General features: G+C 61.7%; 24 protein-coding genes. 3 read left to right on the top strand and 21 right to left on the bottom strand.

The features are described from left to right. From JN524_RS13020 to ppc, 7 genes are all read right to left on the bottom strand, one after another. On the bottom strand, window positions 1-693 hold the full coding sequence (locus JN524_RS13020) for an extensin-like domain-containing protein (protein WP_202369591.1): 693 nt from the start codon (window positions 691-693) through the stop codon (window positions 1-3). Window positions 694-695: 2 nt separating this feature from the next. Beyond that, window positions 696-1,532: an isocitrate lyase/PEP mutase family protein gene (locus JN524_RS13025; RefSeq protein ID WP_202369592.1), complete on the bottom strand. Its 837-nt coding sequence runs from the start codon at window positions 1,530-1,532 to the stop codon at window positions 696-698. A 33-nt stretch (window positions 1,533-1,565) separates the two neighbouring features. Further along, a complete protein-coding gene (locus JN524_RS13030; RefSeq protein WP_202369593.1) occupies window positions 1,566-2,426 on the bottom strand; it encodes a DUF72 domain-containing protein in 861 nt (286 codons plus the stop codon). Further along, window positions 2,426-2,734: a hypothetical protein gene (locus JN524_RS13035; protein WP_003222071.1), complete on the bottom strand. Its 309-nt coding sequence runs from the start codon at window positions 2,732-2,734 to the stop codon at window positions 2,426-2,428. The genes JN524_RS13030 and JN524_RS13035 overlap by 1 nt, the downstream gene beginning before the upstream one ends. Window positions 2,735-2,955: 221 nt before the next feature. After that, the gene (gene tsaB / locus JN524_RS13040) at window positions 2,956-3,630 is read right to left on the bottom strand and encodes a tRNA (adenosine(37)-N6)-threonylcarbamoyltransferase complex dimerization subunit type 1 TsaB (RefSeq protein WP_202369594.1); all 675 of its coding nucleotides are present in this window, start codon (window positions 3,628-3,630) and stop codon (window positions 2,956-2,958) included. A gap of 93 nt (window positions 3,631-3,723) precedes the next feature. Further along, the gene (adk, locus tag JN524_RS13045) at window positions 3,724-4,371 is read right to left on the bottom strand and encodes an adenylate kinase (RefSeq protein ID WP_003222067.1); all 648 of its coding nucleotides are present in this window, start codon (window positions 4,369-4,371) and stop codon (window positions 3,724-3,726) included. Window positions 4,372-4,660: 289 nt separating this feature from the next. Further along, window positions 4,661-7,291, bottom strand: a complete 2,631-nt coding sequence (ppc, locus tag JN524_RS13050; protein ID WP_150370354.1) for a phosphoenolpyruvate carboxylase — start codon at window positions 7,289-7,291, stop codon at window positions 4,661-4,663. A gap of 213 nt (window positions 7,292-7,504) precedes the next feature. On the opposite strand from ppc, the gene JN524_RS13055 reads away from it, so the two are divergent. The 3 genes from JN524_RS13055 (at window position 7,505) to JN524_RS13065 (ending at window position 9,465) form a co-directional block, all read left to right on the top strand. Beyond that, complete coding sequence (locus tag JN524_RS13055) at window positions 7,505-7,849, top strand: hypothetical protein (protein ID WP_003222064.1); 345 nt, start codon at window positions 7,505-7,507, stop codon at window positions 7,847-7,849. Window positions 7,850-8,215: 366 nt separating this feature from the next. Then, the gene (locus tag JN524_RS13060; protein WP_202369595.1) at window positions 8,216-8,620 is read left to right on the top strand and encodes a DUF4398 domain-containing protein; all 405 of its coding nucleotides are present in this window, start codon (window positions 8,216-8,218) and stop codon (window positions 8,618-8,620) included. A 56-nt stretch (window positions 8,621-8,676) separates the two neighbouring features. After that, on the top strand, window positions 8,677-9,465 hold the full coding sequence (locus JN524_RS13065; protein ID WP_007964218.1) for an OmpA family protein: 789 nt from the start codon (window positions 8,677-8,679) through the stop codon (window positions 9,463-9,465). A gap of 138 nt (window positions 9,466-9,603) precedes the next feature. Here the strand turns inward: JN524_RS13065 and JN524_RS13070 are convergent, their stop codons facing one another. The 14 genes from JN524_RS13070 to JN524_RS13135 form a co-directional block, all read right to left on the bottom strand. Continuing rightward, on the bottom strand, window positions 9,604-9,933 hold the full coding sequence (locus JN524_RS13070; RefSeq protein ID WP_007964217.1) for a hypothetical protein: 330 nt from the start codon (window positions 9,931-9,933) through the stop codon (window positions 9,604-9,606). After that, window positions 9,930-10,835: an alpha/beta hydrolase gene (locus JN524_RS13075; RefSeq protein WP_202369596.1), complete on the bottom strand. Its 906-nt coding sequence runs from the start codon at window positions 10,833-10,835 to the stop codon at window positions 9,930-9,932. The genes JN524_RS13070 and JN524_RS13075 overlap by 4 nt, the downstream gene beginning before the upstream one ends. 150 nt (window positions 10,836-10,985) lie before the next feature. Beyond that, window positions 10,986-12,263, bottom strand: a complete 1,278-nt coding sequence (locus tag JN524_RS13080) for a flavohemoglobin expression-modulating QEGLA motif protein (protein ID WP_003222055.1) — start codon at window positions 12,261-12,263, stop codon at window positions 10,986-10,988. A 24-nt stretch (window positions 12,264-12,287) separates the two neighbouring features. Then, window positions 12,288-12,845 carry a hypothetical protein gene (locus JN524_RS13085; protein WP_202369597.1) on the bottom strand — a complete coding sequence of 186 codons (558 nt, stop codon included), beginning with the start codon at window positions 12,843-12,845 and terminating at the stop codon, window positions 12,288-12,290. A gap of 143 nt (window positions 12,846-12,988) precedes the next feature. Next, the gene (locus JN524_RS13090; RefSeq protein ID WP_003222051.1) at window positions 12,989-13,702 is read right to left on the bottom strand and encodes a TetR/AcrR family transcriptional regulator; all 714 of its coding nucleotides are present in this window, start codon (window positions 13,700-13,702) and stop codon (window positions 12,989-12,991) included. Between the two features lie 105 nt (window positions 13,703-13,807). Next, window positions 13,808-15,310, bottom strand: coding sequence for a lysine--tRNA ligase (gene lysS, locus JN524_RS13095; RefSeq protein ID WP_003222049.1), 1,503 nt, complete (start codon window positions 15,308-15,310; stop codon window positions 13,808-13,810). A gap of 112 nt (window positions 15,311-15,422) precedes the next feature. Continuing rightward, window positions 15,423-16,518 (bottom strand): peptide chain release factor 2 gene (gene prfB / locus JN524_RS13100; protein ID WP_096795805.1). Its coding sequence is split into 2 segments (ribosomal slippage): window positions 15,423-16,445 and window positions 16,447-16,518, totalling 1,095 coding nucleotides; the frame shifts between segments, so codons are not numbered across the junction. Window positions 16,519-16,719: 201 nt separating this feature from the next. After that, a complete protein-coding gene (locus tag JN524_RS13105) occupies window positions 16,720-17,721 on the bottom strand; it encodes a response regulator (protein WP_202369598.1) in 1,002 nt (333 codons plus the stop codon). A 48-nt stretch (window positions 17,722-17,769) separates the two neighbouring features. After that, window positions 17,770-18,780, bottom strand: coding sequence for a chemotaxis response regulator protein-glutamate methylesterase (locus JN524_RS13110; protein WP_096795804.1), 1,011 nt, complete (start codon window positions 18,778-18,780; stop codon window positions 17,770-17,772). Further along, window positions 18,777-21,065: a hybrid sensor histidine kinase/response regulator gene (locus JN524_RS13115; protein WP_202369599.1), complete on the bottom strand. Its 2,289-nt coding sequence runs from the start codon at window positions 21,063-21,065 to the stop codon at window positions 18,777-18,779. Before JN524_RS13115 ends, JN524_RS13110 begins: the two co-directional genes overlap by 4 nt. Beyond that, window positions 21,062-21,757, bottom strand: coding sequence for a chemotaxis protein CheW (locus JN524_RS13120; protein WP_202369600.1), 696 nt, complete (start codon window positions 21,755-21,757; stop codon window positions 21,062-21,064). The genes JN524_RS13115 and JN524_RS13120 overlap by 4 nt, the downstream gene beginning before the upstream one ends. After that, on the bottom strand, window positions 21,754-23,031 hold the full coding sequence (locus JN524_RS13125; protein ID WP_202369601.1) for a CheR family methyltransferase: 1,278 nt from the start codon (window positions 23,029-23,031) through the stop codon (window positions 21,754-21,756). Before JN524_RS13125 ends, JN524_RS13120 begins: the two co-directional genes overlap by 4 nt. Further along, on the bottom strand, window positions 23,028-23,546 hold the full coding sequence (locus tag JN524_RS13130) for a chemotaxis protein CheW (RefSeq protein ID WP_202369602.1): 519 nt from the start codon (window positions 23,544-23,546) through the stop codon (window positions 23,028-23,030). Before JN524_RS13130 ends, JN524_RS13125 begins: the two co-directional genes overlap by 4 nt. Then, the gene (locus tag JN524_RS13135) at window positions 23,546-25,168 is read right to left on the bottom strand and encodes a methyl-accepting chemotaxis protein (RefSeq protein WP_202369603.1); all 1,623 of its coding nucleotides are present in this window, start codon (window positions 25,166-25,168) and stop codon (window positions 23,546-23,548) included. Before JN524_RS13135 ends, JN524_RS13130 begins: the two co-directional genes overlap by 1 nt. Between the last annotated feature and the right edge of the window lie 41 nt (window positions 25,169-25,209).

Here is a 25,209-nt window from a genome sequence, read left to right on the forward strand (position 1 = left end):
TCAGCGACACACGCTCCAGCGCCCGACATCGACATGAAAGTGATTGCGGTGGGCGGCGTTGTAATCCGGACTCAACACCACATTGAACGCCTCACAGGCGCCATCGCGCACCTGACGCAGAAACTGCGCATCCTGATTCTGTTTCGGCCAGTCCTTGAGAACGCTGATGCTGCGCCCGTCCGCCAGCCGAAAACCGGCGATGTCCAGCGCATCGGCACTGGCATGCCGACTGAGCGCCCCGCTCTCGCGGTTATAGACATTGCGACAGGCAAAGCTGCCGAGGTGATCAAGCCGCGCCACCCTCTGCCCGTAAACAGATTGCGCGACGGGTTGCAGGCTATGCCGTTCAAACATCGCGTAAGCCACCGCCAGCGGGCAACTGGCGAGGAAGCTGCTGCTCAGCGCCACCTCACCGCCCTGCACGCGCACGGTACCGATCAGCGGGCACTTGGCATCAGGACTGTCGGCTTGCGCGGTGACGCGCAGACCCGAGTTGCTCAGGACTTGTGCGCATAATTCGGGATTGCCGCGCAGGCGCATCAGCTTGAAACCGGTCAACCAGTTCGGCGCTGCCTTCACGTCCAGCGGCGCCCACGGGTTCCACTCGGCCGGGACGTCGAGCCAGCCGCGCCAGACGCTGAGCACGGCACCCGCGATGATCAGCAGTAGCGACAGCGCGATCCAGCGGCCCATGCTCAGCCTTTGAAAAACTGATTGGCCTTGGCGTACGGCATCGATTGCGACGTGAAGCCGAACGTGCCGTGCTGCTGGATCTCTTCAGCGGCGCGGAAGAACTCGCCGAATGCTGCCAAGGCCAACGCCGAGCCGGTGCTGATCCTGCGCACCCCCATTTCTTCCAACTCCTGTACGGTCAGTTTCAAACCGCCGGACATCAACACATTGACCGGCTTCGGCGCCACTGCGCGCACCACCGCCAGCACTTCTTCGGTGTTACGCAAACCCGGCGCGTACAGCACGTCGGCGCCGGCCTCGGCGAAGGCTTGCAGGCGGCGAATGGTGTCGTGGATATCGGGATTACCGTGCAGGTAGTTTTCCGCGCGAGCGGTCAAGATGAAGGGAAATGGCAGCGTGCGCACCGCAGCGACGGCGGCTTCGATGCGTGCAACGGCGTGTTCGAAGCAGTAGATCGGCGCGTCGGCACGGCCCGTGGCATCTTCGATCGAACCACCGACCGCGCCGGCCTCGGCGGCGCGCAACAGGCTTTTTGCGCACTCGGTGGGGTCATCGGCGAAACCGTTTTCCAGATCCACCGCTACCGGCAAATCCGTGGCCGCGACAATCGCCCGGACGTTGGCCAAGGTGTCATCGAGACTCAGGGCGCCGTCGGCCTTGCCCTGGGAAAACGCGTAACCGGCGCTGGTGGTCGCCAACGCCTGATAGCCCAGACTGGCGAGCATCTTCGCCGAGCCGGCATCCCACGGATTGGGAATCACAAAAATCCCCGGACGCTCGTGCAGGGCCTTGAAGGCCTGGGCTTTGCGGGTTTGTTCTTGAAGGGCGTGGGCGTCCATCGGCAGGCTCCTGGGCAGGGGAAAAATCCGCCTTCAGAGCAAGCCGAGTTGCTCGGCGGCGGGTTCTCTGTATAGCTCAGGCAGGGATGGCAGGCCAGGCAAACGTTGCATCAATTGTGCGTGAAAACGTTGCGCCAGCTTCGCCGCCATGACGTTGTCGGCGGTGTGCAGGAAGATGTACGGCGTGCGGCCCTCTTCGATCCAATCGGCGATTTTCGCCACCCATGGCACGAGGAACGGATCGTTGGCTTCCAGCTCCGGGTGGCCGATGAAGCGCACCTGCGGGAACTGGGTGAACGCCGCCGGACGCGTTGGCACCCGGGGCTTTTTCGATTGCGCGTGGATCACCGAAGACTCGGTCGACAGGCAACTGAACAGCGCCCGTGGATCGAGGCAGATGCGCTCCACGCCACGATCCAGCAGCAGGCGATTGAGCAGGCGTTCGCTCTCACCCTTGGCGAAGAACTGCTCGTGGCGCACTTCCACCGCCAGTGGCCGGTCCAGCGCGTCGATGAACGCGGTCAGCTCCGGCAATCGATGCGGAGTGAAGCTCTTCGATAGTTGCAGCCACAGCGGCGAAACGCGTTCGCCGAGCGGGTTGAGAAGATTTACGAAGGTTTCGGCGGCGGTCAGTTGATCACGCAGGTCACCGCTGTGGCTGATATCGCCGGGAAACTTGGCGGTGAAGCGAAAGTGTTCGGGCATGGTCTCGGCCCAACGCTGCACGGTGGCCGGCGACGGGCTGGCGTAGAAGGTCGTGTTGCCTTCCACGGCGTTGAACACTTGAGAATAGAGACTGAGGAAATCGGCGGTCTTGGCGTCTTCGGGGTACAGATAATCGCGCCAGGCGTTTTCGCTCCAGGACGGACAACCGAGGTAGTAAGGCAGATCCATCAGATGTACAGGTCGAGGCCCAGCACATCCGCATCCCAATCGACAAAACCGGCGGTGCTCAGGTAGCTGGCCAAGGCCATCGCTACGCTTTTGCTCATGGCGCGGTGATAAATCATGTCTTGCTGACGGGCGGGCAGATTGGCCAGGCGTTGTGCGGAGGCTTTGGCAGCGCGGGCGGCCAGTTGCTCTTCAGTCGGGAATTCCAGCTCGCCGTCGATATCGTCGACGGATTCATCCAGCGCCACATTGCCTTTGCGAGGCTTGCGCTTGATGGGGTAGGACTGAGAGGAAAGGCCGTCTATACGCATAATTTCATGCTCGGTATCGATGATGGCAATTTAGCGGCACTTGACCGACTTAGCAAACTGCCGAGTGATAACTAGAACACATAAAGCGCAAAAGGTTTAAAGCGAGGGGATGGAAACTGATGATTGGCAGCTGTAGAAGCAAAAGATCGCAGCCTTCGGCAGCTCCTGCAAAAGCATGCAATTCCTGTAGGAGCTGCCGCAGGCTGCGATCTTTTAAGGGCTCAGCGAGCCTTGGGGGTGGCGACTTTGTCGCGCAGGTAAACCGGTTGCGCATCATCGGCCGGGATCGACTCGCCGCGCTCCCAGCCAAACCGCGCCAGGGTCAGCAGGTCTTCGGCGTGAGGCAGCATGCCAGCGTCCTGACCGCTCGGTTTGACCGCGATCCGCTCGCCATAACCCCAACCCGTCCCGGCACCGAACCACTCACCGCTGGCATCGCCCGGCAGCGCTGCCACTTCCGGCGGCAGTACCGCCTCGACGCCGACCAGACGCATCTCGCCAGCCGTTTCGCGGTAGCAGCCCCAATACACTTCATCCATTCGCGCATCGATGGCCGCCGCGACCTGGCTGACGCCGTGCTCGCGATACGCACGCTGCGCCAGGACGGCGAGGTTGGACACCGGCAGCACCGGACGATCCAGCGCGAACGCCAGACCTTGCACCACACCGATGGCGATCCGCACACCGGTAAACGCACCCGGCCCACGACCGAACGCGATCGCGTCCACCGCTTGCAACGTGGTGCCAGCGTCCGCCAGCAGTTGCTGGATCATCGGCAGCAGCTTCTGCGCGTGCAGACGCGGGATCACCTCGTAATGGCTCGTGACCTTGCCGTCATGCAGCAAGGCAACGGAGCAAGCTTCGGTCGCGGTGTCCAGGGCCAGCAAGGTGCTCATCGATGTATCCAAAACAGGTGGTGGAAAAAGTGCGTCAGTATAAACAACTACGGCCCGCAAGCGGGCCGTGGATGATGCAGCCGATCAGCTTTTTCAGCTCAGCGCTTCGAGCACCTTGGCGGTGATCGCTTCAACCGAACCAACGCCCGGAATGTGGCTGTACTTCGGCTTGCCGTTGGCAGCGGAAAGCTTCTGGTAGAAGTCCACCAGCGGCTTGGTCTGCGAATGGTAGACCGACAGGCGATGACGTACGGTTTCTTCAGTGTCGTCCTTGCGCTGCACCAGATCGTCGCCGGTAACGTCGTCTTTGCCAGCCACTTTCGGCGGGTTGTAGACGATGTGGTAAACGCGGCCGCTGGCCTCGTGAACGCGACGACCAGCGATACGCTGAACGATTTCTTCGTCTTCAACAGCGATTTCAACCACGGCGTCCAGCTCGACACCGGCAGTTACCAGTGCTTCGGCCTGTGGAATGGTGCGCGGGAAACCGTCGAACAGAAAGCCGTTGGCGCAGTCTGGTTGAGCGATGCGATCCTGCACCAGCGCGATGATCAGGTCATCCGACACCAGGCCGCCGGCATCCATGATGCTCTTGGCTTGAACGCCCAGCGGAGTGCCAGCCTTGACCGCAGCACGCAGCATGTCGCCGGTGGAGATTTGCGGAATGCCGAATTTCTCGGTGATGAACTTAGCCTGAGTACCTTTACCGGCCCCGGGAGCTCCCAGCAGAATGACGCGCATCGATGTGCTCCTCAATTTTTTATATAGAAAACAACGGGATTCGCCTCTTTGGGCCAATCTTAAAAAACGGGTCGTGGCCGCACAAACGGCCAAAGGCTGATCAAGATACACAGCAGGCTGCGCCCACACAAGACGCCAAAAGTCGGAGAAACCGGCGCCTGCCGTGACCTTGCGACGCAGTAACCCAAGTCGCAACCCCATCACTAACTGTCGCCTGCCCGCACTTTCTCCCTGTGTACAAAGCGGCACCCGGGCTGTGCACCGGGCGCCCGATACCAGCGCAGAAACCTTAGCCGGTATTACGCAAACCGGCGGCAATCCCCGCCACAGACACCAGCAGCGCCTGCTCCACCGGGCTGCCCTGCTCGACATTCTGTTGCCTTGAACGGGCCAGCAGCTCAGCCTGCAATAGATGTAGCGGATCAAGATAAGTGTTGCGCAGACGGATGAATTCCAGGGTGTCTGGGCTATGTGCCAGCAGTTGCGACTGCCCGGTCAGACCAAGCACCACCGCACACGCCTGCGACAATAGGTCGCGTAACTGCGCGCCCAACGGCAGCAAGTCCGGCTCGACCAGACGCTGGTCGTACGACAGCGCGATGTCGGCGTCGGCCTTGGCCAAGACCATTTCCAGCATGTCGATACGGGTGCGGAAGAACGGCCACTGTTCGCGCATCTGCCCGAGCAGTTCGCCTTCGCCGCGCTCCAGCGCCTTGCTCAGCGCAGTTTCCCAGCCGAGCCACGCCGGCAGCATCAGCCGCGTTTGCGTCCAGCCGAAGATCCACGGAATCGCCCGCAGGCTCTCGATCCCACCGGCACGGCGCTTGGCCGGACGGCTGCCAAGGGGCAAGCGCCCCAGTTCCTGCTCCGGCGTCGATTGGCGGAAATACTCGACGAACTGCGGATTTTCACGCACCACGGCGCGGTACGCGGCGACGCCATCGGCGGCCAGTTCATCCATCAAGTGCCGCCATTCCGGCGTTGGTGGCGGTGGTGGCAACAACGTCGCTTCCAGCACGGCAGCCAGATACAGATTGAGGTTCTGCTCGGCGATGTCCGGCAGGCCGAATTTGAATCGAATCATTTCGCCCTGCTCGGTGGTGCGGAAACGCCCCGCCACCGACCCCGGCGGCTGCGACAGAATCGCCGCGTGCGCCGGACCGCCGCCACGGCCCACGGTGCCACCGCGACCATGGAACAACAGCAGTTCGACTTGCTGCTCGCGGCAGATCTCCACCAGCCGCTCCTGCGCGCGATATTGCGCCCACGCCGCCGCGGTGGTGCCGGCGTCCTTGGCCGAGTCGGAATAACCGATCATCACTTCCTGCGGGCCTTGCAGCCTTGCGCGGTAGCCCGGCAGCAGCAACAGACGCTCCATCACCGGCCCGGCGTTGTCGAGGTCGGCGAGGGTTTCGAACAGCGGCACCACGCGCATCGGCCGCAGCACGCCGGACTCTTTCAGCAGCAGTTGCACCGCCAGCACATCGGAGGCGGCGCCCGCCATCGAGATCACGTAGGAACCCAGCGAGGCGCCCGGTGCGGCAGCGATTTCCTTGCAAGTGGCGAGCACTTCAGCGGTGTCGGCGGACGGTTTGAAATGCGCCGGCAGCAGTGGGCGACGATTGCTCAATTCGCGGGTGAGGAAGCTGATGCGCTGTTCTTCGTCCCAGTCTTCGTAGCGACCGAGGCCGAGGTAGTCGGTGATTTCGGTCATCGCCGAGCTATGCCGCGTCGAATCCTGACGCACATCGAGGCGTACCAGGAACAGGCCGAAGGTCACCGCCCGACGCAGGCAATCGAGCAGCGGCCCGTCGGCAATCACGCCCATGCCGCACTCGTGCAGCGAGTTGAAGCACAGCTCCAGCGGATCGAGCAGATCGCGGTTGTTGTGCAACACATCGGCTGGCGCTGGCGTTGTAGCGCTGAGCGAGGCGTGCGCCCAGTTGCGCGTGGCGCGCAGGCGTTCGCGCAATTGCTTGAGCACCGCCCGATAAGGTTCGGCGCTGTCGCCGGCCTTGGCCTTGAGCGCGTCGCTGGCCTGCTGCATCGATAGCTCGGCGGCCAGGTGATCGACGTCACGCAAGTACAGGTCGGCGGCCATCCAGCGCGCCAGCAACAGCACTTCGCGGGTTACTGCGGCCGTGACATTCGGGTTGCCGTCACGGTCGCCGCCCATCCACGAGGCAAAGCGAATCGGTGCCGCCTCCAGTGGCAAACGCAGGCCCGTCGCTTCATACAGCGCCTTGTCGGCCTTGCGCATATGGTTGGGAATCGCCTGCCACAGCGAATGTTCGATCACCGCGAAACCCCATTTCGCTTCGTCGACCGGGGTTGGTCGGGTGCGGCGGATTTCCTCGGTGTGCCAGGCTTCGGCGATCAGCCGTTGCAGGGTGTTCTGGATCTGTTCGCGCTCGGCGCTGGTCAGGTCGCGATGATCCTGCGCGGCCAGTTGCGCGGCAATCGCGTCGTACTTCTGGATCAGCGTGCGCCGCGCCACTTCGGTCGGGTGGGCGGTCAGCACCAGTTCGATTTCCAGTCGCGCCAGTTGCCGGGCCAGGGATTCGGCGCTGTGGCCTTCATTGCGCAGGCGCGCTAGCAGTTCCGGCAGCACGCGGGACTCGAACGGCGCGGGTTGCGACTCTTCGCGGCGATGAATCAATTGATACTGCTCGGCGATGTTCGCCAGATTGAGAAACTGGTTGAACGCCCGCGCCACCGGTAGCAGTTCGTCTTCGCTCAACTGATTGAGGCTGGCACTGAGTTCGGCGTCCATCGAGCCACGGCGGTCGGCCTTGGCGCCCTTGCGAATCTGCTCGATCTTGTCGAGAAATTCCTCGCCGTACTGGTCACGGATGGTATTGCCCAACAGCTCACCGAGCAGGTGAACGTCCTCGCGCAAGCGTGCATCAATATCGGTCATCAGCAGTTCTCCAGCGTTAATCGGGACGGCGCAGAAACGAATGCTTTGCCCAGAGAGTGCCGCTCTACGGCGCTTCTTACAAGCAGACGACGAAGGGACTTTAAACCTTGGGGCTTGGAGCTAGTCTCAACAGTAAGCCGCACAACGGCTTGCCGCCGGCCCCGCCGGACACTCACCCAGGCCTGCCACGAGCAGGCGCGAAATGAGGTCATCATGAAAATTCGTGAACTCGCCCAGCATTGGGAAGAAAACGCCAAGGGTCGCCTGACCGACACCGGCTACACGATTCATCTGGACGTCGAGGCCGCTGCGCGACTGGCGGCGATTGCCGAGATGTACCCCAAACGTCACCCGGAAGAACTGCTCGGCGAACTGATCGGCGCCGCGCTTGAAGAGTTCGAGGCGAGCCTGCCGTATGTGAAAGGCTCGACGGTGGTGGCGACTGATGAGGAAGGTGATCCGCTGTACGAAGATGTCGGGCCGACACCGCGATTTCTGGCCCTGTCGCGCCGGCATTTGCAGGATTTGTCCGCCGCTGCCGGCAAGCAAAAACACTGACACAACAAAGATCAAACTGTAGGAGTGAGCCTGCTCGCGATAGCGGTGTATCTGTGGCTTTTGATGCTGACTGACACACTGCTATCGCGAGCAGGCTCACTCCTACAGGATCGTGTTTCCTTTTGAAAAGTTTTCTGACTTTCCCCCGCGCGTACCTCTCCCCGCCTCCAAAGTTCCCGGTTTAGAGCCTTGTCCGTTTGGTCAAAAAAAAATTTGGCGATAGGCCATCTTTTCTGAACTTTTGAAAAACGCCTCCGGTCGGAAGCTGTAACCACGCCTGGAACGAGCGTTTCAAAAACGCGCTTTTACACGACGCTTGCGGCTCCTCGACCAGGATGGATTTTCGGTTTTATCAGGAGTTAAACAATGGAGTTGAAGACCATGAAGACCCAAACCTCGTTCTCCCACCTGCGCGGTCTGAAACTGGCTGCTCTGGCTATCGGTACCAGCCTCGTTCTGGCCGGTTGCGCCGGTAACCCGCCGACCGAGCAGTACGCCGTGACTCAATCGGCCGTCAACAGCGCCGTCAGCGCCGGTGGTACCGAGTTCGCTGCAGTGGAAATGAAGCAGGCTCAGGACAAGCTCAAGCAAGCCGAAATCGCCATGCACGACAAGAAGTATGAACAGGCTCGCACCCTCGCCGAACAAGCCGAATGGGACGCTCGCGTAGCAGAACGCAAGGCTCAGGCTGCCAAGGCCGAACAGGCTGTGAAGGATTCCCAGAAAGGTGTTCAGGAACTGCGTCAGGAAAGTCAGCGCACCGTGCAGTAAGCGCGCATCCCGAATCGCAAAGCTGAAACTTTTATCGATAGAAAGGACGACAAATTATGCGTAAGCAACTGATGATCCCCGCTCTTCTGGCCGCAAGCGTTGCCCTAGCTGCCTGCTCTACTCCGCCTAACCCGAACCTGGAACAGGCGCGCACCAACTACGCCGGCCTGCAGGCCAACCCACAGGCGAGCAAAGTCGCTGCCCTGGAAACCAAGGACGCCAGCGATTACCTGGACAAGGCCGACAAGGCTTATCTGGACAAGCAAGACGCAGCCAAGGTTGACCAACTGGCCTACCTGACCAACCAGCGCGTGGAAGTGGCCAAGCAGACCATCGCCCTGCGCACCGCTGAAAACAACCTGAAAAACGCTGCCGCGCAACGTGCCCAAGCGCGTCTGGACGCTCGTGATCAGCAGATCAAACAACTGCAGCAGAGCCTGAACGCCAAGCAGACAGATCGCGGTACCCTGGTGACCTTCGGTGACGTGCTGTTCGCCACCAACAAGGCTGATCTGAAATCCAGCGGTCTGGTGAACATCAACAAACTGGCGCAATTCCTTCAGGAAAACCCTGATCGCAAAGTGATCGTCGAGGGTTACACCGACAGCACCGGCGCTGCTTCGTACAACCAGTCGCTGTCCGAGCGTCGCGCGACCTCGGTACAAGTCGCTCTGATCAAGATGGGCGTAGATCCTTCGCGCATCGTGGTTCAGGGTTATGGCAAGGAATACCCGGTTGCCGATAACAGCAGCGTCTCGGGTCGTGCAATGAACCGTCGTGTGGAAGTGACCATTTCCAACGACAACCAGCCAGTGATGCCACGTTCGGCGGTCAGCTCGAACTAAGCAACACGCGCTAACTCAAAAGCCCCGCCTGAGTGATCAGGCGGGGCTTTTTAAGATCAAAAGATCGCAGCCTTCGGCAGCTCCTACATTGGAATGCATTCTCCTGTAGGAGCTGCCGAAGGCTGCGATCTTTTGCTTTTATGGTTCGAGTTTCTGCGGGGTTTCCTGACCCATGCAGCGCACCGCTTTTTTCTGCGCATTGATCAGCACCCCGGTCAGGCCTTTCTGCTCAGTGTCGAACAGCACCAGCACGCCATCGATGCACTGCGCCACTTGCGGCGCCGGGTCCAGTGAGACTTTGTAGTCTTCGCCCGGCACGGTCTTGAGCATGGTGAATTCGTTGAGCAGCAGCGCATCCTCGGGTTTGGCGAAGTGCAGGTAGCCGTAGTACCACAGCGCCCCGACCGTGCCGAGGATGCTGCAGATACCGGTGATGATCAGCGGGATGGCGTTACGTTCTTCAGTCATTGCGGACTCTCATCTTCAGAATTCGGGGGTTGCGGATAATTCGGGATCTCGCCGAGGCGGCGCAGGCCGTTGAAGTGTTCGGGATCTTCCAGATAGCGCAGCATCACCTGGCGCCAGACCGGGTCACCGAAGGTCTGCACGTGGCCGCCGCGGGTCAGTTGCAGCACGCGCGGTGGTGGCGCAGCCTGATACAGGCGGATGGCGTTGGCCATCGGCACCAGCGGGTCATCGATGCTGTGAAAGATCAGTTTCGGCACGCCCGTGAGCTGCGGCATCGAGTTGATCGCGCTGTCGCCGTCCGGCACCAGCCACGACAGTGGCACCTGAAACGGCCAGGTCAGCCATGAAGTGCTGAGGGCGTACTGGCCGACGCTGCGATAACTGGCGGGCACACCGTCGAGCACGAAGGCCTTGAGTTGCTTCTGCCGCTCGGGATGCTGCACCAGCCAATGCACGGCCATCGAGCCGCCGAGGCTCTGGCCGAGGAGGATCAGCGGCTTGCCTTTGACCTCCGGCGCCTTGTCGAGCCAGGCGAACGCAGCGTCGATGTCCTGATAGATCGCCGGCAGGCTCGGCTTGCCCTCGGACAAGCCATACCCGCGATAGTCCACCAGCAGCACTTGATAGCCGTTTTTCGGCAACCACCAACTGCCGCCGAGGTGCATCGGCAGGTTGCCGCCGTTGCCGTGCAGGTGCAGGACTGTGCCTTTGACTTCAACGCCAGGTTTGGCTGGTAGCCACCAGGCGTTCAGCTTCAAGCCATCGGCCGTGACCAGTGTGACGGTGCGGTATTCGAGCTTGGCTTTTTCCGGGGTGAAGATCTGGCCCGGCTCGGGGTAAAACAACAGCGAACTGCAACCGCCGAGGGTCAGGAGCAGGCAAAAGATGCCGAGGATTCTCATCCGGTGAAACCTCGCAGAATTCGAATTGGAATACAGTCAAAAACTGTAGGAGTGAGCCTGCTCGCGATAGCGGTGTGCCAGTCGATATTTATCTTGATTGACACACCGCTATCGCGAGCAGGCTCACTCCTACAGGGGTGTTGTGTTGGGTTAGAGGATATTGGAGTAATCCGCCTCGATCCGGTCCAGGCTCAAGTGATTGAGGAAGTTGGAGAAGCACATCCACGCCGACAGCGCGTTCATGTCGCGGAACTGTTCCGGCAGATATTTCGGCGGCACCACCAGACCTTCATCGACCAACTGACGCAGGGTACGCATGTCTTCCAGGGTGGTCTTGCCGCAGAACAGCAGCGGCACCTGCTCAAGCTTGCCTTTACGCACAGCCAACTGAATGTAGTTGTAAACCATGATAAAGCCCTTGAGATAGGACAAGTCTTTGGTGAATGGCAGACCGGTCGGGGTCGAACCACGGAACACCCGGCTGGCGTTGCCGTAGCTTTCGGCCATTTCAAAGCCCTGTTCGCGGAAGAACTCGAACACCTGCAAAAAGTCCGCGCCCTCCTCGACCATGTGAATGGCGCGGGTGCGGTTGGTCAGTTTGCGCAAGCGACTCGGGTAGGAGGCGAAGGTGATGATTTCCATCAGGATCGCCAGGCCTTCCTGGGTCACCGTCGACGAAGGTGGGCCTTTGGACAGGAAGGTGCAGATCGGCTGGTTCAAGCCATTGAGCGTGGTGCCGACGTGCACCAGACCTTCGTGGACTTCCAGTGCACGCACGTCGCGGTCGTTGAACAGCGCGTCGGTGCGGATCTTGATGTAGTCGGCGCCTGCCGCCGCGTCGGCGACGATGCCGTCGGACTCGAAAACGCGAATGGTTTCCTCGGCCTCGCCAAACACCTTGTTCAAGCGGGTTTGCAGCAGGTGCACGGCATCCTTGGCGGTGAGGATCTTCGGTTCGTCCTTCAGGTCGCCCCGGCCATCGATGTTGTTCAGGTAGTCGGACATCATCAGGCCGAGGTCGGCCAGGGTCGGGTCGCCGGCGTGGAACGCATCGGAGGCGGCGCCGTAGAGTTCCTGGGAGATCAGGCCGAAATCCTCGGTGCCGCGCGCTTCGAGCATGCGCACCACCATGCGGTATTCCTTGCACATGCGCCGCATGATCTGCCCGACCGGGTTGAACTGGCCGAGCTGGCGGGTGATGTCGCGCTCGATGTTCTGGAATTCCAGTTTGACCTTGCTCGAATCGAAGGACAGCGGCCGATTGAGGTAATAGTCGCGATCCACCGCCGGCATTTCCTTGCCTTTGGCCTTGAGAAAGCCCTTGCGGATGTTCTCGTCCCACTTCACCGCATCGAGCACGCGGATCGGCGTCTGCGCCAGCACAATGCGATCGGACAGCGTGCGTATCGTCTGCTGGTAATCGTCCACCCGAAACTCCTGTAGAAAACTGAATTATTTGGCGCGGGCCTGGCGCTGATAGCGCGCGGCCTCGACGAAGACATCGGAATTGGCCGGATCGTCGAGGTAAGCAAAGACCTTGTCGAGGCTACTGTCGACCTGCACGCCGTCGCCGTCGTCTTCAGTCTGGAAAGCCTTGCCGTCGAGGGCTTGCTGTTTGATCGCCTGATTGATCTGTTCGAGGTCGAGGTTGTACACCACCAGCTCGTGTTTGTCGGTGAGTTCGAAACCGGCGATGGTGTATTGCCCACCGTAACGCGCCGGCACTTTCGCCGACAGGTACCAGCGACTGCCATGGCGCGACACGGTGAACGGGTACGCCTCGCGCTCGTGAGGCCGGGCCTTGAACCAGGTGATGGCCTGATAGCGATCGTTGCCGACGCGGGTCAGCTCAAGGTTCATCGGCTCGCCCCAGGCATTGGTGCTCGACCACCTGCCCAGCAGGCCCTTGGGCGCCGGGTCACTGGCAGGCAGCGGATCCTTGAAGGTCACCAGACAGCCACTGAGCAGCAGGAACGACAGGGCGATCAGCACGCCACGCCAGGCTTTCATTCAATACTCCCTATGAACCCACCACACCTCCCCTGTAGGAGCTGCCGCAGGCTGCGATCTTTTGATCTTGATCTTGAAAATCAAAAGATCGCAGCCTGCGGCAGCTCCTACATTGGGATTGGCGTCAGACGGACAACATTGCGTTACACCGAGGCCAGGACCAGATGCATATACCGCGTCAGAATCCCGAGCATGTCCTGTTCGGCCAAAGGCTCGGCGTCGTTGAGCAGGCCCTGATATTCCATCCGTCCGATAATCGCCGTCAACACCTTGGCATCTTGCTGCGGTTCACGCGAGCCCAGCACCTGGAACAACTGGCAGGTGCCCTGCAGCAGAATTTGCTGATGGGAGCGCACCAGATCCGCCAGCCGCGGGTTGAGCAGCGCTTCCTGGCGGAACGCCTGCTCAGCCATCAGGTGCTCGCGGCGGTTGACCAGTTGCCGGTGCACGTAGTCAGCCATCAGCCGCGCGATGTCATCCGCCAGTTTCGAGCGCGACTCGGGGCTGCCGTCGCCACTGACGACCATCTCGCGCAGCAGGCCTTCGTTGTTGATCCACAGCTTGGCCATGTAGGCCGCGCTGCGTTCGACGTATTGGGCGAAGGTATCGGTGAGCAGGTCATCGATGTCCTTGAAGTAATAAGTAGTGGCCGACAGCGGCACACCGGCCTCGGCCGCCACCGCACGGTGGCGCACGGCGCGCACGCCGTCACGCACGACAATGCGCATCGCCGCGTCGAGAATGTCCTGTCGACGCTGCTCACTGCCCTGTCGGCTGGCCTTGCGGCCCTGGTACTGAACACTTTCAGCGACCGCAGTGGCGATTCCCGCTGCACCTTCTTGAGCGATTGCAACCATCACGACTGGACTTCCTCTGCTATTGCAAAATTAACCAATTGATACATTTGTACCAGACAGGCAATAAAAAGCCGCCTGTTTTAGGCGGCTTTTTAACTGAAACGTTTACGCTTGCGGTCGCATGTGCGGGAACAGGATCACATCGCGGATCGACGGCGAGTTGGTCAGCAACATCACCAGACGGTCGATGCCGATACCTTCACCGGCCGTTGGCGGCATGCCGTACTCCAGCGCACGCACGAAGTCGGCGTCGTAGTGCATGGCTTCGTCGTCGCCGGCGTCCTTGTCGGCCACCTGCGCCATGAAACGCTCGGCCTGGTCTTCCGCGTCGTTCAACTCGGAATAGGCGTTGGCGATTTCACGGCCGCCGATGAACAGCTCGAAACGGTCGGTGACGTTCGGGTTCTCGTCGTTACGACGGGCCAGCGGCGACACTTCGAACGGGTACTGAGTGATGAAGTGGGGCTGCTCCAGCTTGTGCTCGACCAGTTCTTCGAAAATCATCACCTGCAGCTTGCCCAGACCTTCGAAGCCCAGCACCTTGGCGCCGGCCTTCTTGGCGATGGCGCGCGCCTTGTCGATGTCGTTCAGGTCATCGGCGGTCAGCTCAGGGTTGTACTTGAGGATCGAGTCGAACACCGACAGACGGGCAAACGGCTCGCCGAAGTGGAACACCTTGTCGCCGTACGGCACGTCGGTGCTGCCCAGTACCAGCTGCGCCAGTTCACGGAACAGCTCTTCGGTCAGGTCCATGTTGTCTTCGTAGTCGGCGTAAGCCTGGTAGAACTCCAACATGGTGAATTCAGGGTTGTGACGAGTCGAAACGCCTTCGTTACGGAAGTTGCGGTTGATCTCGAACACTTTCTCGAAACCGCCAACCACCAGACGCTTGAGGTACAGCTCAGGCGCGATACGCAGGAACATTTCCATGTCCAGCGCGTTGTGGTGGGTTTCGAACGGCTTGGCTGCGGCGCCGCCAGGAATGGTCTGCAGCATCGGCGTTTCGACTTCGAGGAAGTCGCGCTTCATCAGGAAGCTGCGGATGTGCGCGATCACTTGCGAACGCACGCGGAAGGTCTGGCGCACGTCTTCGTTGACGATCAGGTCAACGTAACGCTGACGGTAGCGCTGTTCGGTGTCGGTCAGGCCGTGGTGCTTGTCCGGCAGCGGGCGCAGCGACTTGGTCAGCAGGCGCACGTTGGTCATTTCGACGTACAGGTCGCCCTTGCCGGAACGCGCCAGAGTGCCTTCGGCGGCAATGATATCGCCCATGTCCCAGGTCTTGACCGCGGCCAGAGTGTCTTCGGACAGGGTTTTACGGTTGACGTAGACCTGGATGCGACCGGTCATGTCCTGGATCACCATGAACGAGCCACGGTTGAGCATGATGCGACCGGCAACCTTGACCGGGATTGCAGCCTCGGCCAGCTCTTCCTTGGTCTTGTCCGCGTATTTCTTCTGCAGATCTTCGCAGTAGTTTTCGCGGCGGAAGTCGTTCGGGAAGGCGTTGCCCTTGGCGCGCTCGGCAGCCAGCTTTTCCTTGCGCAGGGCGATCAGGGAGTTTTCTTCCTGTTGCAGGGCTTGCGGGTCGAGTTGTTGGTCGCTCATGTCTTCAGATATTCCATCAGGTTCGTTGCCCCCGGGCCTGGCGGCCCGGGAATCGCCAGCTGAGCTGGCTCCTACAGGGATCGCGTTGCATCAGCGACCCTGTGTGCGTCTTTTACAGCCCCGACTTCAGGCTGGCTTCCAGGTATTCGTCGATGTCGCCGTCGAGCACCTTGTCGCAGTCGCTGCGTTCGATGTTGGTGCGCAGGTCCTTGATCCGCGAAGCGTCGAGCACGTACGAACGGATCTGGTGACCCCAGCCGATGTCCGACTTGGTGTCTTCCAGCGCCTGGGAAGCGGCGTTGCGCTTCTGCATTTCCTGCTCGTACAACTTGGCCCGCAGCATTTTCATGGCGGTGTCCTTGTTCGCGTGCTGGGAACGCTCGTTCTGGCAGCTGACCACGGTGTTGGTCGGTACGTGAGTAATACGTACGGCCGAGTCGGTGGTGTTTACGTGCTGACCACCGGCACCGGAGGAACGATAGGTGTCGATCCGCAGATCTGCCGGGTTGATTTCGATTTCGACCTTGTCGTCGATCTCTGGCGAAACGAAAACCGCAGAGAACGAGGTGTGGCGACGGTTGCCGGAATCGAACGGGCTCTTGCGCACCAGACGGTGCACGCCGATCTCGGTACGCAGCCAGCCAAAGGCGTATTCGCCCTTGATGTGCACGGTCGCGCCTTTGATACCGGCGACTTCACCGGCCGACAGTTCCATGATGGTCGCGTCGAAACCACGTTTGTCCGCCCAGCGCAGGTACATGCGCAGCAGGATGTTGGCCCAGTCCTGGGCCTCGGTGCCGCCGGAGCCGGCCTGGATGTCCAGGTAGGCGTTGTTCGGGTCCATCTCGTGGCTGAACATGCGGCGGAATTCAAGCTTGGCCAGTGACTCTTCAAGTCCTTGAAGCAGTTCAACGACGTCGTTTACCGCGCCTTCGTCGTTTTCTTCAACGGCCATGTCGAGCAACTCGCGGGAATCGGCCAAACCGCTGGAAAGCTCATCCAGGGTGTCGACGATCTGCGCCAGCGATGCTCGCTCGCGGCCCAGTTCCTGGGCGTATTCAGGTTTGTTCCAGACTGCAGGATCTTCAAGCTCGCGATTGACTTCGATCAGACGCTCATGCTTTTGATCGTAGTCAAAGATACCCCCGAATAGTTTCGGAGCGCTCGGACAGGTCCTTGATGGTGTTCAGGATCGGGTTGATTTCCATGACGGGCAGCACTCGTTGGCGAACTTTTGAAAGCCGGCGAGTATAACGTAATCACGCTGTCACGGCAGCCCGTCTGGCGGCTGTCGGGGCGAATCACTTGACACATTGCCCCTGTAGGAGCTGCCGCAGGCTGCGATCTTTTGATCTTTAAAAGCAAAATCAAAAGATCGCAGCCTGCGGCAGCTCCTACCGGGATCGCGGTTATTCGATGCCGACCTGGTTACGGCCGTTATTCTTGGCCAGGTACAACCCGCGATCCGCCGCCGAAATCAGCAGCCGGCAATCGCTGCCCGCCTGCGGCACCATGGTCGCCAGGCCGATGCTGATGGTCAGGCTCGCCCCTTCGCTCGGGGTGTTGTGCGGAATCTTCAGCGCCGCCACCGTCTGGCGCAGTTTCTCCGCCACCAGCCGCGCGCCGCCCGGCGAGGTGTTCGGCAGCACCAGGGCGAACTCTTCACCGCCGTAGCGTGCCGGCAGGTCCGACGGGCGGGCGCTGGCGTCGCGGATCGCGGTGGCGACCTTGCGCAGCGCCTCATCGCCTTCGACGTGGCCAAAACTGTCGTTGTAGGACTTGAAGTAATCGACGTCGATCATCAGCAACGACAACTGGCTCTGGTCGCGCAGCGAGCGGCGCCATTCCAGCTCCAGGTACTCGTCGAAGTGCCGGCGGTTGGACAGCCCGGTCAGCCCATCGGAGTTCATCAGCCGTTGCAGCACCAGGTTGGTGTCGAGCAATTGCTGCTGGCTGACGCGCAACGCACGGTACGCCGCATCGCGCTGCAGCAGGGTCATGTAGGAGCGCGAGTGATAGCGGATGCGCGCCACCAGTTCGATGGTGTCCGGCAGTTTCACCAGATAGTCGTTGGCCCCGGCGGAAAACGCCGCGCTCTTGATCAGCGGGTCTTCCTTGGTCGACAGGACGATGATCGGGATGTCCCTGGTCGCCGGATGATTGCGGTATTCGCGCACCAGGCTCAGGCCGTCGAGGCCGGGCATCACCAGATCCTGCAGAATCACCGTCGGCTTGATCCGTACCGCCTGGGCGATGGCCTGGTGCGGGTCGGAGCAAAAGTGGAAGTCGATGTTCTCTTCATTCGACAGCCCACGGCGCACGGCTTCGCCGATCATCGCCTGATCGTCCACCAACAACACCATGGCGGCGTTTTCGTCGGTTTTAATGTCGTCGATCTGTAAATCATTCATGGGCGGTCACCTGAGTACTGCGGGGGCCAGGATTGCGGAATAGCCTGTTCATTTGGGGAAAACCTCCAGCAATCGTGGCGCTATCTTTTCCAGTGGACGGATTTCGACGGCCGCATCGATCGCCGCTGCTGCCTTGGGCATGCCGTACACCGCACTGCTTTGCTGGTCCTGCGCGATGGTCAGATAACCCTGCTGGCGCATGAGCTTAAGCCCTTGCGCCCCGTCGCGTCCCATCCCGGTCAATAAAACCCCGATGGCATCGCCGTTCCAATAACTGGCGACACTTTCGAAAAACACGTCGATCGAAGGCCGGTAGATCTCGTTGACCGGCTCGGCGGTGTAGGCCAGCGTGCCGTTTTTCAATAAACGAATATGGTGGTTGGTGCCGGCCAACAGCACCGCGCCGGCCTGCGGAGGCTCGCCTTCGCGGGCCAGGCGTACATCGAGGCCACTGGCGCTGGCCAGCCATTCGGCCATGCCCGCGGCAAACACCTGATCCACGTGCTGCACCAGCACGATGGCGGCCGAGAAATGGCGTGGCAGGCCCTTGAGCAGCACTTCCAGCGCGGCCGGTCCGCCGGCAGACGAGCCGATCGCCACCAGCCGCTTGCACGACGCCGAACTGCGGTGGGGCGTCGGCACCGGGCGCGAGCGCGGGGTTTTCTCGCCGATCAGCCAGCCGATGTTGAGGATCTTGCGCAGCAACGGCGCCGCCGCTTCCTGCGCGTTCCCCGCGCCAATGGCCGGGGTGTCGACCACGTCGAGCGCGCCGTGGCCCATGGCTTCGAAGACCCGGTGCACGTTTTGCTGACGGTCGACCGTGACGATAACGATGGCACACGGGCTCTCGGCCATGATCCGCCGGGTTGCCTCGACGCCATCCATGACCGGCATGATCAGGTCCATCAGGATCAGATCCGGGGTGTTTTCGGCGCACAACCGCACCGCCTCGGCGCCGTTGTTGGCGACCCAGACCACCTGATGCGCCGGCTCGAAGGCCAGCGCGCGGCGCAAAGCCTCTACCGCCAGGGGCATGTCGTTGACGATTGCGATTTTCATGCCCGCGCTCCTCCAATGAGCTCAACCACTGCATCAAGCAGGGCGTCGTCATGAAAACTGGCCTTGGCTAAATAATAGTCGGCGCCAGCGTCCAGTCCACGACGCCGGTCCTCTTCACGATCCTTGTACGAGACCACCATCACCGGCAGCGATTGCAGGCGGTTGTCGCGGCGCAACAGGGTGACCAGTTCGATGCCATCCATGCGCGGCATGTCGATGTCGGTGATCAGCAAATCGAAGTCCTCCGAACGCAGCGCGTTCCAGCCGTCCATGCCGTCCACCGCGACCGCCACGTCATAGCCGCGATTGAGCAGCAACTTGCGTTGCAACTCGCGCACGGTCAGCGAGTCATCGACCACCAGAATCCGTTTGCGCGCCACTTCGGCGGCCTGATTGCCATGGCGGGCAATGCGCTCGAGACGCCCGGTGTTGAGCAGTTTGTCCACCGAGCGCAGCATGTCTTCGACATCGACGATCAGCACCACCGAACCGTCGTCGAGCAGCGCCCCGGCGGAAATATCCTGAACCTTGCCCAGTCGCTCATCCAGCGGCAGCACCACCAGCGTGCGCTCGCCGACAAAACGCTCGACCGCCACCCCGTAGACCGCGTCACGCTCGCGGATCACCACGACCTTGAGGGTTTCGCCGCTGCTCTGACTGGCCGGACGATTCAGCAACTGACTGGCCGCGACCAGCCCGACATGCCGACCTTCGTGCCAGAAATGCTGACGGCCCTCGATCTGCACGATGTCCTGTGGCTCCAGGTCGCACATGCGCTCGATGTGCGCCAGCGGAAACGCATAAGCCTCCTCGCCGACTTCCACCACCAGACTGCGCACCACCGACAGGGTCAGCGGCACTTCCAGATGAAAGCGGCTGCCCTCGCCCGCCGTCTGCTCCAGCACCACTGCACCGCGCAGTTGCCGCACCATGTGCTGCACCGCGTCGAGGCCGACGCCACGCCCGGACACTTCGGTCACAGTGTCGCGCAGGCTGAAACCCGGCAGAAACAGGAACGTCAGCAGTTCTTCTTCGCTCAACTGCGCCGCCGTCTCGGCGGGCGAAAGCTGACGCTCGACAATGCTGCGGCGGACCTTTTCCAGGTCGACACCATTGCCGTCGTCACTCAGTTCGAGCACCAGCAAACCGGCCTGATGCGAAGCGCGCAGGCGGATCAGGCCTTCTTCGGACTTGCCTTTGAGCAGGCGTTGTTCCGGGGTTTCGATGCCGTGGTCGACCGCGTTGCGCAACAAATGAGTCAGAGGCGCCTCGAGTTTTTCCAATACGTCGCGATCGACCTGGGTCTTCTCGCCTTCGATTTCCAGCCGCACCTGTTTGCCAAGACTGCGCCCCAGATCCCGAACCATGCGCACCTGACCGGTGAGCACGTCGGCAAACGGGCGCATGCGGCAGGCCAGCGCGGTGTCGTAGAGCACTTGTGCGCGCTGGCTGGCTTGCCAGGCGAACTCGTCGAGCTCGGCGTTCTTTTCCGCGAGCAATTGCTGGGATTCGGCCAGCAGGCGCCGCGCATCTTCGAGGGCTTCCTGGGCCTCAAGGCTCAGCGCATGTTCCTTGAGGTGCACATTGAGACTTTCCAGTGCCCGCAGGCCGTTGTTCTGCATGCGCCTGAGGCGCTGCATGGTCGCCAGATGCGGTTTGAGGCGCTGGGTTTCGACCAGCGATTTACTCGACAAGTCGAGCAGGCTGTTCAGGCGCTCGGCGGTGACCCGCAGCACCCGTTCGCCACCCTCGGTGGTGCGCTTGCTCTTGCGCGGGGCCGGGTCGGAGGTCTCCAGCGCTGTATCGATCGATGGCGCCGGGGTTTCAATCGGCGCAGGTGGCGGCGCCTGCATCTGCAATTCGGCCATCGGCGGTGGCGCGACTGTGGGCGCTGCCGAAGGGTCGAGCAGGCGGCCCATCAACGCCACATACGCTTCGATGTCCAGCGCTTGCGGAGCATTGGCCGGCGTGGCGATGCGCATCAACAGATCGGTGCCTTGCAACAGCGCATCGATGTGCTCGGGACGCAACAACAGCCGCCCTTCCTGCGCACTGACCAGGCAATCTTCCATCACATGGGCGACGCTGACACCGCTGTCGATGCCGACGATACGCGCCGCGCCCTTGAGCGAGTGCGCCGCACGCATGCACGACTCCAGATAGTCGGCCTGAGTCGGGTTACGCTCCAGCGCCAGCAGCCCGCTGCTGAGCACCTGGGTCTGGGCCTCTGCTTCGAGGCTGAACAGCTCCAGCAGCGAGGCGTCGCGCATTTGCTCGGGGGTCATGTGAGGCTCCGGGTCACGGCGGACAGCAGCTGTTCTTCATCCAGCCAACGCAGGCTGCGCCCCCGGAATTGCAGGACACCACGGGTGTATTTGGCGCTGGCCGTGCTGTTGTGCTCACCGCCGGCACGCGACGCGGCGTCGAGAATTTTTTCATCGATGGCGTGGATGCCGTCGACTTCGTCCACCGGCACCACCACCGGTCCGCCGTGGGCGGCAATGATCAGCATGCGCGGCATGATCCGCGCGCCAGTGACCGGTGCGGTGTTGCCATCCAGATCGAGCAACTCGACCAGCGACAGGCACGCCACTAATGCCCCGCGCACGTTCGCCACGCCGAGCAAGGCCCGCGAGCGCTGGTGCGGCAGCGAGTGAATCGCCTGCAGCGGCGCCACTTCCACCAGACTGCGAGTCGCCAGTCCCAGCCATTCCTCGCCGAGGCGGAACATCAGTAGCGAACGGGTTTTCACATCGGTTTCGACCGCCACGGCGACCGGATCGCGTTCGTCCTGCTGCAATGCATAACGGTCCAGCAGGCGCGTGGCGGCGGCGGAATACACCGCGCAGTTGCGGCAGTGAATATGCTCGGCCAGCAACGGGCACGACTTGTCGCCATGAATACCGATACGGTTCCAGCAATCATCAATGGCCCGGGCGTCTTCGTGGGTGACGTTCAAGGTGTCGGACGGGATCATCGTTTACGCTCACTGTCGGCGGTGCGACCGCTGCGGGCGGCGCGTTCCTGCAATCGTCTGGCACCGGCGCTGTCGCCCTGGGCCTGCAGCAAGGCGGCCAGGTGCATCAACGCTTCGGGGTGTTGCGGTTCAAGGTACAAGGCCTTGCGGTAATGACTCTGGGCTTCGAGCGCGGCACCGGCAACATCGCTGAGCAGACCGAGCCAGTAAAACACCTGCGCCACCGGTTCGTGACTGCGCAGATACTGCTCGCATACCGCGCGGGCCTGGGCGCTTTTGCCTTCGTTGGCCAGCGCGGCGATGTTGGCGAGCAAGGTCGCCGCGTCCGGTTTGGCGCTTTTGCTGCTGACGGGCAACGGTGCAACGCTGGCAAACGGACGTGGACGCACCGGCGGCGATACTGGCGGCGGACTGCGCAGCGGTTGGCGCACCGGCAAAGGGGTCGGGGTCGGCAATGCCACAGGTTCGGGCATGGGTTCCGCGTGTCGACTGAAGGCAAACGACTGCGGGATGCCGATCGAGCGCATGCCCAGGCGCCCAAGCAGACTGCCCTCGGCCGGGCCGATGAACAACACGCCATCAATGTGCGTCAGACGCTTGAGCACTTCGAAAACTTGCTTCTGGGTCGGCTGGTCGAAATAGATCAGCAGGTTGCGGCAGAACACAAAATCGAACGGCGGCTCACCCGCCAGCAGCGTCGGATCCAGCACGTTGCCGGCCTGCAGGCGCACCTGCTCACGCACCGCTTCGCTGACCCGATGGCCGTCCTGCTCGGCGGTGAAATGACGCTCGCGATAGTCCAGACCCTGACCACGAAACGAGTTCTTGCCGTAAAGAGCCCGCCGCGCCTTGTCCACTGACAGTGGGCTGACGTCCATGCCGTCGACCTTGAACTGATGCGGCTTGAGCCCGGCATCGAGCAAGGCCATGGCAATCGAATAGGGTTCTTCGCCGGTCGAGCACGGCAGGCTGAGGATGCGCAGCGCGCGCATGTTGTTCAATTCGTCCAGACGCTTGCGCGCCAGCTTGCCGAGGGTGGCGAAGGATTCCGGATAACGGAAAAACCAGGTTTCGGGGACGATCACCGCTTCGATCAACGCCTGCTGTTCGTCCCGCGAACCTTGCAGCAGTTGCCAGTATTCATCGCTGTGCGCCGCTTGCGAGAGCGTGATGCGTTGGCGCACCGCGCGCTCGATGATCGCCGGCCCCACCGAGGTGACATCCAGGCCGATGCGTTCCTTGAGGAAATCGAAAAAACGCTGGTCGCTGCTCATGACTGCGCCCCAAGCGGCGCCGGAAACAGCAGGCTGCGCACCGCGTCATCCAGCAAGTCGTTGACCCGCACCCACTGCACCAGTCCCTGGGCATCTTCGCGCACCGGGCCGAGGTACGGCGCCTGACGATTGTCCAGGCCATATGGCTGAAAATCCTCGGGGTTGCAGCGCAGGGTATCGGTCGCCTGCTCAAGGATCAGCCCGAGCCAGCGCGGCGGCTGCAGTGCATCCGGACGGTAATGCACCAGCACCAGCCGGGTGCTGGTGCGCGCCTCGGCGGGATGGCCGAAAGTCAGCGCACTGAGGTCGAGCGCCGGTACCACCGTACCGCGATAGGCGAACACTCCGGCAACCCAGTCCGGTGCCTGGGCAATCGGCTTCAACGGCAGGCGCGGCAGCACTTCCGCCACCTCGGTGGCGCGCAAGGCGTAACGCTCGCTGCCGATGCGAAACAGCAGGAACAACGCCTGCTTCGTCACCGGCACAGCGCTGCGTTTGGCGGTGATTTCGCTCATCAGACTTTGAATCGCGAAACGCCGCTGCGCAGCCCGACGGCCACCTGGCTCAGTTCGTCAATGGCGAAACTGGCCTGACGCAGCGACTCGACGGTCTGGCTGCTGGCGTCGCCCAACTGCACCAGCGCATGGTTGATCTGTTCGGCACCGGTGGCCTGGGCCTGCATGCCTTCGTTGACCATCAACACCCGCGGCGCCAGCGCCTGCACCTGATGGATGATCTGCGACAGCTGCTCACCGACCTGCTGCACCTCGGCCATGCCACGGCGCACTTCTTCGGAGAACTTGTCCATGCCCATCACGCCGGCAGACACCGCCGACTGGATCTCGCGAACCATCTGCTCAATGTCGTAAGTGGCGACGGCAGTCTGATCCGCCAGACGCCGCACTTCGGTGGCGACCACGGCAAAACCACGACCGTATTCGCCAGCCTTCTCGGCTTCGATGGCGGCGTTGAGCGACAGCAGATTGGTCTGGTCGGCGACCTTGACGATGGTCACCACCACCTGATTGATGTTGCCGGCCTTCTCGTTGAGGATCGCCAGTTTGGCGTTGACCAGATCGGCCGCGCCCATCACCGAGTGCATGGTGTCTTCCATGCGCGCCAGGCCTTGCTGGCCGGAACCGGCGAGCACCGAGGCCTGATCGGCGGCGGTGGAGACTTCGGTCATGGTGCGCACCAGATCCCGCGAAGTGGCGGCGATTTCACGTGAGGTCGCGCCGATTTCGGTGGTGGTGGCCGCGGTTTCGGTGGCGGTGGCCTGTTGCTGTTTAGACGTGGCGGCGATTTCGGTCACCGAAGTGGTCACCTGCACCGAGGAGCGCTGGGCCTGGGACACCAGCGAAGTCAGCTCGGTCATCATGTCATTGAAGCCGGTTTCCACCGCGCCGAACTCGTCCTTGCGGTCCAGATTCAGCCGGCTGCTCAGGTCGCCGGTACGCATGATTTCGAGGATTTTCACGATGCGGTTCATCGGCGCCATGATCGCGCGCATCAGCAGCAGACCGCAGGCACCGGCCGCGAGCACGGCCACCAGCAGCGAGACGAACATGCTGACCTTGGCCGCCGCCACGGCTTCGTCGATGTTGGCCATGGCCTGATCAGCGACCCGTTTGTTCTCGCCAATGATGTCGTTGAGTTTCATGCGGCCGGTGTACCAGGCCGGGGTCAACTTCTCGGTGAACAGCTTGACCGCGTCGGCTTCCAGGTTGCGCTTGTGCAAGTCGAGCACCTGATCCTGGATCTGCATGTAGACGTCGTGGTCCTTCTCGAACGCTGCGAACTCGACCCGGTCCTCGTCGGTGGTGACGGTGTTGCGGTAGTTGGCCATCTGCTCTTGCAGACGGTTTTCGAACGCCTTGTAGTCCGCCGCATCTTCACTGCTGATACCCTGCCCTTCCTTGAGGCCGAGCAGTTCCTGGGTCTGCAGGTAGCTGTCAACCCACGCGCCGCGGATCATCGAGCTGTAATAGACGCCGGGAACCGCGTCGTCACGCACGCTGCTTTCACTGGCCTCGATCTTCAACAAGCGTGAATACGAGACAACGACCATCAGCAACATGATGGCGATAATCACCGCAAAGCTCGCCAAAATGCGTTGGCGCAACGTCCAGTTCTTCACAGTGATTCCTCGTGCCTAAGTCGAAATGCGGGGAGTATAGC

It is taken from the genome of Pseudomonas sp. MWU318 (genome assembly GCF_016756945.1).
In the GTDB taxonomy this organism is placed as follows: Bacteria; Pseudomonadota; Gammaproteobacteria; order Pseudomonadales; family Pseudomonadaceae; genus Aquipseudomonas; species Aquipseudomonas putida_A.